The 4,113-nt window shown below is 71.5% G+C and carries 2 protein-coding genes and 1 pseudogene; all 3 read left to right on the forward strand.

All coding sequences use genetic code 11. The features are described 5' to 3' along the window. A pseudogene (locus ABD994_RS30840) lies at positions 1-331 on the forward strand (ComF family protein); the annotation flags it as partial. A gap of 214 nt (positions 332-545) precedes the next feature. Continuing rightward, the gene (gene hpf, locus ABD994_RS30845) at positions 546-1,235 is read left to right on the forward strand and encodes a ribosome hibernation-promoting factor, HPF/YfiA family (RefSeq protein WP_345425417.1); all 690 of its coding nucleotides are present in this window, start codon (positions 546-548) and stop codon (positions 1,233-1,235) included. Between the two features lie 132 nt (positions 1,236-1,367). Then, positions 1,368-4,113 (forward strand): preprotein translocase subunit SecA (gene secA, locus ABD994_RS30850; RefSeq protein WP_345425420.1); only part of this gene is annotated, 2,746 nt, incomplete at its 3' end.

Genomic DNA, 4,113 nt, shown 5'->3' on the forward strand with positions numbered 1-4,113 from the left:
GCGCGTGTCCCGCGCGCTCGCCCTCGCGCGCGGCGCGGTCGACGCCGTCGGGCTCGACGCCGCCGCGCGGGCCGACAACCTCGCGCGCCACCTGCGCGTGCGCCCCCGCGGCCTGCCGCCGCCGGGCACGGCGGTGGCGCTGCTCGACGACGTCCTCACCACGGGCGCCACGGCGCGGGCCGCGACGGCCCTGCTCGCCGCGGCCGGCCGCCCCGTCGACGTGGTCGTGGTGCTCACCGTCGCGGACCGCCGCGCCCGGCGGTCACTCGTCCGGGTGGGGCGTCGCCGGGAGGGCGGCACTCACCCGTCCGGAGCCGTCGACGGCGCGTGACCGCCCCGGCCGGGTGTCGTCCGAGGGTCGGGACCGGGCAGATCGGACCTACCCAGGCAACGGTGGGAGTCACTACGGTGACGCGCACATCCTGAGTCGGTGAACGACAGGAGGCGCGAACGTCGCAGTTCGACGCGGTCCCGGGTCCCGGCGCGGCATGGACGCCCCCACCGGTGACGCGGCCGCGCAACGTCACCCCAACGGGAGGTCGTCAATGGAGATCGTTCTCTGTGGACGCAACGTCGAGGTTCCTGATCACTTCCGCGAGCACACGGCCGAGAAGCTGGGCCGGCTCGAGCGCTACGACCACAAGATCGTGCGGATGGAGGTCCAGCTCTCCCACGAGCCGAACCCCCGCCGGTCGAAGAACTGTCAGCGAGTCGAGATCACCGGTCGCGGACGCGGCCCCGTCGTCCGCGGCGAGGGCTGCTCGGCCGACTTCTACTGCGCGCTCGACCAGGCCGTCGCCCGGCTCGAGGCCCGGCTGCGGCGTGCCCACGACCGCCGCCGCGTGAGCCACGGCCGCCGCGTGCCGGTGTCGGTGGCGCGGGCCATGGGGTCGATCGCCGCCGAGGACGCCACCGCGTCCGCCGTGGCGACCGCCACCGAGCTCCTCGAGCGCGAGCCGGACGAGCGCGAGTGGTCCCTCGACGTGCCGGCCGCACGGGAACCCAGCGACGACCTGGTCACCGAGGTCACGGAGGTCACCGAGGACGACGCCCTCCCCGGGCAGATCGTGCGCCGCAAGGAGCACGACGCGATCCCCATGACGGTCGACGACGCCCTGTCCCAGATGGAGCTCGTCGGCCACGACTTCTTCCTCTTCTCCGACAAGGCCACCGGCCGCCCGAGCGTCGTCTACCGGCGCCACGGCTACGCGTACGGCGTCATCGCCCTCGTCTAGCCCGGTACAGCTCCAGCACGCCCGTGCCGGGCCCGCTCCCCGTCAGCACCTACGATGGGGAGCGGGCCCGTCTCGGTGCGCGTGCCGGGCGGCCCGGATGTGGCGCCGACGAGGACGAGCGAGGAAAACACGGTGGTCCTGAACCGACTGCTGCGGGCCGGCGAGGCACGCACGGTCAAGCGCCTCGGCAAGATCGCGGACTACGTCGACACGTTCGCCGACGAGATCGCGGAGCTCACCGACGACGAGCTGCGGGGGAAGACCGACGAGTTCCGGGAGCGGTACGCCGAGGGCGAGTCGCTCGACGACCTGCTGCCCGAGGCGTTCGCCGTCGTGCGCGAGGCCGCCTCGCGCACGCTCGGCCAGTTCCACTACCCGGTGCAGCTCATGGGCGGTGCGGCCCTGCACGAGGGCAACGTCGCCGAGATGCGCACCGGGGAGGGCAAGACCCTGGTCTCGACGCTGCCGGCATACCTCAACGCCATCGCCGGCGAGGGCGTGCACGTCGTCACGGTCAACGACTACCTGGCCCAGCGCGACTCGCAGTGGATGGGCCGCGTGCACCGCTTCCTCGGCCTCGAGGTCGGCGCCATCTACTCGGGGATGCCCCAGGACGAGCGCCGCGCCGCCTACCGGGCGGACATCACCTACGGCACGAACAACGAGTTCGGGTTCGACTTCCTGCGCGACAACATGGCCTGGTCGAAGGCCGAGTGCGTCCAGCGCGGGCACGCCTTCGCGATCGTCGACGAGGTCGACTCGATCCTCATCGACGAGGCCCGCACCCCGCTGATCATCTCCGGCCCCGCGGAGCAGAGCGCCCGGTGGTACACCGAGTTCGCGCGGCTCGCGCCGAAGATGACCAAGGACGTCCACTACGAGGTGGACGAGCGGAAGAAGACGATCGGTGTCACCGAGGAGGGCGTGTCCTTCATCGAGGACCAGCTCGGCATCGAGAACCTCTACGAGGCCGCCAACACCCCGCTCGTCGGGTACCTGAACAACGCGATCAAGGTCAAGGAGCTCTTCCTCCGCGACAAGGACTACATCGTCCGCGACGGCGAGGTCCTCATCGTCGACGAGTTCACCGGCCGCGTGCTCGTGGGCAGGCGCTACAACGAGGGCCTGCACCAGGCGATCGAGGCCAAGGAAGGCGTCGAGATCAAGGCCGAGAACCAGACGCTGGCCACGATCACGCTGCAGAACTACTTCCGCCTCTACGAGAAGCTCTGCGGGATGACCGGTACCGCCCAGACCGAGGCGGCCGAGCTCTCGAAGACCTACAAGCTCGGGGTGGTCACCATCCCGACCAACAAGGACCCGAAGCGCCTCGACCAGCCCGACCTCGTCTACAAGACGGAGCCGGCGAAGTTCGAGGCCGTGGCCGACGACGTCGCCGAGCACTACGAGCGCGGCCAGCCGGTGCTCATCGGCACCACCAGCGTCGAGCGCTCGGAGTACCTGGCCAAGCTGCTCACCGAGCGGGGCGTGCAGCACTCGGTGCTCAACGCCAAGTTCCACGAGCAGGAGGCGCAGATCATCGCCGAGGCCGGCCGGCGGGGCGCGGTCACCGTGGCCACCAACATGGCCGGCCGCGGCACCGACATCGTGCTCGGCGGCAACCCCGACTTCATCGCCGACCAGCGCCTGCGCGCGACGGGCCTCGACCCGGTCGAGACGCGCGAGGAGTACGAGGCGGCGTGGGACGCGACGCTGGCCGAGGTCAAGGACGAGGTCGAGCGCGAGGCCGCGGAGGTCAAGAAGGCCGGCGGGCTCTACGTGCTGGGCACCGAGCGCCACGAGTCGCGGCGCATCGACAACCAGCTCCGCGGCCGGTCCGGCCGCCAGGGCGACCCGGGCGAGTCGCGGTTCTACCTGTCGCTGGGTGACGAGCTCATGCGGCGGTTCAACGGCGCCATGGTCGAGTCGATCATGACCCGGTTCAACCTGCCCGAGGACATGCCCATCGAGGCCAAGATGGTCTCCCGGGCCATCCGCAGCGCCCAGACGCAGGTCGAGCAGCAGAACTTCGAGGCCCGCAAGGACATCCTCGAGTACGACGAGGTGATGAACCAGCAGCGCACGGTGATCTACGCCGAGCGCCACCGCGTCCTCGAGGGCGAGAACCTCTCCGACCAGGTGCAGAACATGGTCGTCGACGTGGTCACCGCCTACGTCGACGGCGCGACGTCCGAGGGCTACAGCGAGGACTGGGACCTCGAGAAGCTCTGGACGGGGCTGGGGCAGCTCTACCCGGTCGGCGTCTCGTGGGAGGAGGTCCTCGAGGAGCACGACGACGTCGACCGCGACCTGCTCGTCGAGATCCTCACCGCCGACGCCCTCGAGGCCTACGCCCGCCGCGAGGCGGAGATCGACCGGATCGCGCCCGAGGGCGGGATGCGCGAGCTGGAGCGGCAGGTCGTCCTCTCGGTGCTCGACCGCAAGTGGCGCGAGCACCTCTACGAGATGGACTACCTCAAGCAGGGCATCGGCCTGCGGGCGATGGCCCAGCGCGACCCGAAGATCGAGTACAAGCGCGAGGGCTACGAGATGTTCACCTCCATGATGGAGGGCATCCGCGAGGAGTCCGTCGCGTTCCTGTTCAACCTGACGATCCAGGTCGAGGAGCAGGCCCCCGTCGACGCGGTGCCGGGCGCCAACCCGAGCACCGACACCAGCGTCCAGGCGGCGATCCGCCCGGACACCCCGGACCCGCGCCAGACGCCGAGCACGTCGGGCGCGGCCCCGCTGCCGGTCGACCCGCGCCTCGCCGGGGCGCCCACCAGCGCGATCCCGGTGCCGCCCCGCCAGCCGGGGAGCCAGCCGGGGGGCCCGGCCGCCCCGGCGTCACCGCCCGGCGCGGTGCCCGCCGCGGCGG

The sequence above is a fragment of the Actinomycetospora chlora genome (assembly GCF_039542135.1).
GTDB classification, from domain to species: domain Bacteria; phylum Actinomycetota; class Actinomycetes; order Mycobacteriales; family Pseudonocardiaceae; genus Actinomycetospora; species Actinomycetospora chlora.

What these genes read in the sequence shown, in the direction of transcription:
- hpf (WP_345425417.1), top strand. Translation starts at nt 546, where the DNA reads ATGGAGATCGTTCTCTGTGGACGCAACGTCGAGGTTCCTGATCACTTC.